The 6,556-nt window shown below is 60.0% G+C and carries 4 protein-coding genes; 3 read left to right on the plus strand and 1 reads right to left on the minus strand.

Translation table 11 applies throughout. The features are described from left to right. Window positions 1–107 precede the first annotated feature (107 nt). The 3 genes from BLR08_RS12450 to BLR08_RS12460 all read left to right on the plus strand — a co-directional run bounded on the left by BLR08_RS12450 (window position 108) and on the right by BLR08_RS12460 (window position 6,205). Window positions 108–1,865, plus strand: a complete 1,758-nt coding sequence (locus BLR08_RS12450; protein ID WP_072329541.1) for a methyl-accepting chemotaxis protein — start codon at window positions 108–110, stop codon at window positions 1,863–1,865. A 480-nt stretch (window positions 1,866–2,345) separates the two neighbouring features. Continuing rightward, a complete protein-coding gene (locus tag BLR08_RS12455; protein ID WP_072329542.1) occupies window positions 2,346–4,106 on the plus strand; it encodes an ABC transporter ATP-binding protein in 1,761 nt (586 codons plus the stop codon). A gap of 17 nt (window positions 4,107–4,123) precedes the next feature. Then, window positions 4,124–6,205, plus strand: a complete 2,082-nt coding sequence (locus BLR08_RS12460; protein WP_371117279.1) for an ABC transporter ATP-binding protein — start codon at window positions 4,124–4,126, stop codon at window positions 6,203–6,205. 153 nt (window positions 6,206–6,358) lie between these two features. Here BLR08_RS12460 and BLR08_RS31425 read toward each other — a convergent pair. Next, window positions 6,359–6,556: hypothetical protein (locus tag BLR08_RS31425; RefSeq protein ID WP_218131569.1), on the minus strand; the 198-nt coding region annotated here is incomplete at its 5' end.

The raw sequence follows: 6,556 nt of genomic DNA on the forward strand, positions 1-6,556 counted from the left end.
CGAATTGCTGCGCGTTCGTTATAGCGAACAAGGACCTTTTTGTCAGCATGAGGAAGGCGGGAAGCCGGCCAAAATCCGGCGGCGCCTAGGGAGAGGGATGCATACGCATGATCCATTTTGTAAAAACTCATTTGATTGCCCGTATTCTGATCGTGGTTCTCGCGATTATTTTGCTGATTGCCGCGGGAAGCATAGCCATTCAACTGACTCAGACGCGCTCGGCGGTAGAGGAGGCGGTCGGCAGCTACAATATGCGGATTGCGGAGAGCTATGCCAAGCAGATGGATACGGCCCGCTATGCGGAATTCCTCAAAAATCCGCAGGAAACGGAGCTATACTGGTCGCTGCGGCAGGAGCTCGACCGCTTTCGTACGGATATCGGGGCGCTGTATGTGTACTTCGTTCGTCTGGACGAGAACGGGAAGCCGCTGCTGATGATCGACGGGCAGCCGAGGGAGTCGACCGACGCCTCGCCGATCGGCGAAGAGACGGATATGCCGGAGCAGGCGGCGCAGCAAGTGCTGGCAGGCCGCAATGCGACCACGCCGCTCATCGAGAACCCGGATTACGGCACCTACATATCGGCCTACGCTCCGGTCCGCGATGCTGCCGGAAGCTTTGTGGGAGCGATCGGCATCGACACGGATGCGGAGGTGCTGAAGAACTTGACCGACAGCGTCATCAGCCAAAGCATTCCGTTTTATCTGTTGATGCTGCTCGTCACGATCGGAGCCGCCGGCTTCGTGGCATGGGTGGTGGTGCGCGCTCTGCGCCCGCTTCGCACCATTACGGCCAGCGCTGGCCGGATGGCTGCAGGCGACCTCGCGGAAGCCCGTGCGATGCTGTTGTCGGAGCCGGTACGCTCCGGCGACGAAATCGGCACCGCTTACAATGCGATGGTGCAGATGTCGGAGCATCTTAACGAGATGGTAAGCGGCATGGTGGCGCAGGTGGCGTCAGCCTCGGACCAGCTGGCCATCTCCTCGCAGGAATTCGCCCGCCATGCCGAGCAGATGCTGCAGATGAGCGAATCGGTCGACGGCAGCGTCCGGCATATTCATGAGGGGGCTGCCCGGCAGACGCAAAGCTCGGATGAAAGCGCCCGGGCGGTGGAAGAGATTGCAACAGGCATTGGCCGCATCTCCGAATCCTCAAGCACCGTCAGCGAAGCGGCGGTGCAGGCGCTGCAAGTGGCCGAGGCCGGCCAGTCGGCCGTCAACCGGATGCATGAGCAGATCGGATATATCTCCAGTACCGCTGCGATGACGGTGGAGATTGCCGGGAGGCTTCAAGGATACTCCAGCCAGATGGAGGATGTGCTTCGTTCGATCCATGAATTTGCGGATCAGACCAAGCTTCTGGCTCTGAATGCTTCCATCGAAGCGGCGCGGGCCGGAGAGCACGGCAGCGGCTTTACCGTCGTCGCCCAGGAAGTGCGCAAGCTGGCCGACGCTTCGTCGGAAGCCGTTCAGGGGGTTGCTTCTCTGCTCGACAATATCGGGCGGGAGACGGCCAAGATCAGCGAGCAGATGAACGGAGCGACCCGGGAGATCGGGGAGGGCGTTCGCTTGTCGGCGGATGCCGAGCAATCTTTCATGCATACCGTCACCGCCTTCAAGCTTGTGACGGAGCAGATTATGGAAGTGTCGGCGACGGTGGAGCAGCTGTCTGCCGGCTCGGAAGAGGTAGCGGCCTCGGTCGGCAGCATCGCCGAAATCGCTCATGGGGTTGCCCGTCAGACCCGGCATATCCGGGAGATGACCGACGGCCAGCTCGGGATGATCAAGCAGGTCGCCGCCGCATCTTCGGAGCTGAACGGCAGTCTGCTGAACATGAGGCAGGCGATCCGACAGGTGAAGGTATAGGCCGGTGGCCTGGGCCAAGCGGATCGGAGGCAGGCGCGTAAAGTTTGGTTATAATGATTTAGTCGACTTGTCCGCCGTTGACAGCGGGCGAGCAGGCGTGCTACCCTTCTTAAGTACCCAACAGCCTAATTATGGAAAGGAGCGGCATGAAGCCATGCGGATGAACAGCTTGAATACAAACAGCCATGCGCAGCAGCGTCTGCGGTCCAACTTCATAGCTCGCTTCGCGGCCTTGGCCTTATCCGGCAGCAAGGGGAGGATACGCTTGTCCCCTTATCGGTCTTTCCGGTAATTGTTGCAGGCCGCGCCCTCGTGCGGCATGCGCCCCTATCATAGAGAATGATAAGCACATCGCTTCCCGGCGGCGTGCTTTTTTTGTGGTTCGGGAGCTGACGGGCAGCGGCCGACGGCTCCTGTTCAGGTCCAATTTTTCTAAATTATGGACTATGATGTGTTGTACAAGAAGGGAGAGTCGACCTTATGTTTTCCATTTTTAACAAGCTGGGATGGTTTTTCCGGCAGGAATGGAGGCGGTATTCGTTCGCCATCCTGCTGTTGGTGGTCGCCGGCATTCTGGAGATCATTCCGCCCATGCTGGTCGGTCAGGCGATCGACACGATAGCGCTTGGGCAGATGTCCTGGTCCTATATCGGCAGAACCGTGCTGCTGCTCGCAGGCATCACGGTCGTCGTTTACATCATCTCGTATATTTGGGGCTATCGGCTCTTCGGAGGAGCCTTTGTCGTCGAGCGGCTGATGCGCGGAAGATTGATGCGGCATTTCCTCAAGATGACGCCAACCTTTTATGAACGCAACCGGACGGGCGATCTGATGGCCCGTTCGACGAACGACCTGCAGGCCGTCGCCCAGACGGCGGGCTTCGGCATCCTGACGCTGCTCGATTCGACGCTGTGGATGGGAACGCTGCTGGTGACGATGAGCGTGTTCGTCTCGTGGAAGCTGACGCTTGCGGCCGTGCTTCCGCTGCCGGTGATGGCTCTGCTCGTCAGCCTGTACGGAGGCTGGATTCATGCCCGGTTCATGAAGGCGCAGGATGCGTTCGGCGACATGAACGAAGGGGTGCTGGAGACGGTATCCGGCATTCGCGTCATCCGGGCCTATACCCAGGAACGCGCAGCCGAGCGGCAGTTCGCCGAGGTAACGCAGGATGTGCTGGACAAAAATCTGGCGGTCGTCCGCATCGAGGCGCTGTTTGAGCCGACGATCAAGATTCTGGTCGGCATCAGCTATATGATCGGCCTGGGCTATGGGGCGTATCTCGTATTCCATAACGAGCTGACCATCGGCGCGCTCGTTGCGTTCAACGTCTACCTCGGCATGATGATCTGGCCGATGTTCGCCATCGGCGAGCTGATCAACATCATGCAGCGAGGCAATGCTTCGCTGGATCGAGTAAACGAAACGCTGGGGTATAAGCCCGATGTGCCCGAGCCGGAGAACGGCCTGAGCCCCGAGCTGCCCGGACGATTGGCGTTTCACGGCGTCACCTTCCGGTACCCGTCCTCGGCCGTGGATAATCTCCGCGAGGTAACCTTCACGCTGGAGCCCGGACAGACGCTCGGCATCGTCGGCAAGACCGGCAGCGGCAAGTCGACGCTGATCAAGCAGCTGCTGCGCGAATATCCGCCGGGCGAAGGGACGATCGAGCTGGGCGGCGTGCCGATCGAGCGGATCGATATGAGCCGGCTGAAGTCCTGGCTCGGTTATGTGCCGCAGGAGCCGTTCTTGTTCTCGCGGACGATACGCAGGAATATTCATTTCGGAGGCGGCGAAGGCGAGCAGGAGCTGCAGACGGCCGTGGAAACGTCGGCCTTTGCCAAGGACCTGCAATTCCTGCCGCAAGGACTGGACACGATGGTCGGCGAGAAGGGCGTCGCGTTGTCCGGCGGGCAAAAGCAGCGGGTGTCCCTGGCCCGGGCTTTGATCGCGAATCCGCGAATACTGCTGCTCGACGATGCCATGTCTGCGGTCGATGCGCGCACAGAATCTCAGATTATCGCCAACATCCGGAATGCCCGGGCCGGCAAGACGACGATCATTGCGACTCATCGTCTGTCGGCCGTCCTGCACGCCGATCTGATCCTCGTGCTGGAGGATGGACGGATCGTCGAGCAGGGAACCCACTCGGAACTGCTGGATAAGGGCGGCTGGTACAGAGAGCAGTTCGAGCGTCAGCAGGTGGAGGCGGCGCAGGGAGAGGAAGGAGTGGAGCGAGCTTGAGTGAGACTCATGAAATTATAGATGATGAGCGGGAGACGGCGGAGCTGAAGCCCGGCAGCACCGGAGCGACGATCCGCCGCCTGATCGCCTATGCGGCCCGCTTCAAGGGCCAGGTGGCGTTGGCTTTGATCCTGCTGATCGTGGCGGTCGTCACCGATCTGGCCGGACCGCTCATCGCCAAACGGATCATTGATGTGCATATATCCGGGATCGAGCAGCCGTGGTTTGAGGTGGCGGCCGGCTCCGGTCAGGAAGACGGATACGCCGTCGCTTACGCCGGCAAGCATTACAAACGCGCCGACCGGTTCGCCGACGGCGAAGCGCGAGGGCCGGAAGCACGCGTTCTGCAGGTGGATAGGGATTATTACTTTATCGCAGGCCCGGCTGCGATCGACGGCAGCCGCAGCCTGACGGCGGATGGAGCCGTCGTTATCGGGCGGGGCGGCGAGCGGCATACCTATGCCGCCCAGAAGCTGAGCCGCGAGGAAACGCTCGCCTTCTATCTGCCCGAACTGACCGGCATTTTGCGGCTTTGCTGGCTGTATCTGGGGCTGCTGGTCATATCGGCCGCGTTTACTTACGGACAGCGGTACTTCCTCCAATCCTCGGCCAACCGGATTATCCGGCGCATGCGGACGGATGTATTTGCCCAGTTGAACCGGCTGCCGGTCCGCTACTTCGACAATCTGGCGGCCGGCAAGGTCGTCTCCCGGATTACGAACGATACGGAATCGATTCGCGATCTGTATGTCAATGTGCTGGCCAACTTCTTTACCGGAGCGATTCATATGGCGGGGATCTATGCGGCTTTGTTTTTCCTGGACCCGGGTTTGGCCGCCATCTGCCTGTTCGTGCTGCCGGCGCTTGCCGCCTGGATCTGGATCTACGGCCGGATCGCCAAAGGCTACAACCGCGTGATCCGCAGCCTCGTCAGTGAGATCAACGGCATGATCAATGAATCGATCCAGGGCATGGCCATCGTCAAGGCGTTCCGCAAGGAGAAGAAAACCGAGGAAGAATTTGAAGCGCATAACACGAAGCTGTTCAACTATCAGAACAAGCTGCTCAGTTTGAACTCATGGACAGGGTACAATCTGGTCGGGGTGATTCGCAATATCGCGCTCGTCGCGCTGATCTGGCATTTCGGCGGCGCTTCGCTGAGCGGCGGAGCGGGCATGGTGTCGCTCGGGGTGCTGTATGCGTTCGTCGACTACCTGAACCGGCTGTTCCAGCCGATGGTTAACATCGTAAACCAGCTGCCGAATCTGGAGCGGGCGCTTGTCTCGGGTGAGCGGGTATTCTCGCTTATCGACGAGGAGGGTGAAGACGTGTCCGAACGCCGGATCGACCGCTACCGCGGCCATGTCGCCTTCGAGCATGTCGGCTTCTCGTATAAGGAAGGCGAGCCGGTGCTGCGGGACATATCGTTCGAGGCGAGACCCGGGCAGACGGTTGCGCTTGTCGGCCATACGGGCTCCGGCAAAAGCTCGATCCTGAACCTGCTGTTCCGCTTCTATGATCCGGAGCAGGGCCGCATCACGATTGACGGCACAGATATTCGCGAGCTGCCGCGGCAGACGATGCGCCAGCATATGGGCATTGTGCTGCAGGACCCGTTTCTATTCGCCGGGACAATCGGCTCCAACGTATCGCTGGGCGATCCGGCGATTACGCGCGAGCGGATCGAGCGCGCGCTGGCCGATGTCGGAGCGGACGGCCTGCTGAGGAATTTGCCGCAGGGGCTGGATGAGCCGGTGATCGAGAAGGGCAGCACCTTGTCGGCCGGACAGCGGCAGCTGATTTCATTCGCCCGGGCGCTGGCCTTTGATCCGGCGATCCTGATTCTGGATGAGGCGACCTCCAACATCGACACGGAAACCGAGGCGGTCATCCAGCGGGCGCTCGATGTGGTGAAGCAGGGCCGGACAACGTTTATTATCGCCCACCGGCTGTCCACGGTGAAAAATGCCGATCAGATTCTGGTGCTGGACCGGGGCCGGATCGTCGAGCGGGGAAGCCATGACGAGCTGCTGCAGCAAGGCGGACGGTATGCGCAGATGTACCGGCTTCAGCAGGGCGATATGGTGGGAAGCCGCTGAGTGAAACAGCCGCAATGCGAGGGATAACACGCGTTGCGGTTTTTCATGTCCGGAGCTTATGCAGGCTGGCAGAGGGATCGCTATTTAAGTCCCCGTTCATGGGAGGATGATAAGGAGGCAGGAAGGAGGGGCGTGAATGCGCAGGCCCTCCGGTCAAAAGCGGATTTGTACGGAGAGCCATGCAAGTGCACCGCGCCCCGCGCTCGAACGGTGAACTTGTGCGAAAACAAACATGTCTCCCAAGGCACAGCTCCAGGATGAAAATGAGGATATGTTTAGTGTATTTTCACAGAAAAACCATACAAAAGCGCCACGCCCCGCGCTCGAATGATGCACTTTGTGCGAAAAACC

Source organism: Paenibacillus sp. cl123 (genome assembly GCF_900101595.1).
Classification (GTDB): domain Bacteria; phylum Bacillota; class Bacilli; order Paenibacillales; family NBRC-103111; genus Paenibacillus_G.

Bases quoted from the DNA above. Each gene is read 5' to 3' on its own strand.
- BLR08_RS12455 (WP_072329542.1), top strand. From the start codon at position 2,346: ATGTTTTCCATTTTTAACAAGCTGGGATGGTTTTTCCGGCAGGAATGG.
- BLR08_RS12450 (WP_072329541.1), top strand. From the start codon at position 108: ATGATCCATTTTGTAAAAACTCATTTGATTGCCCGTATTCTGATCGTG.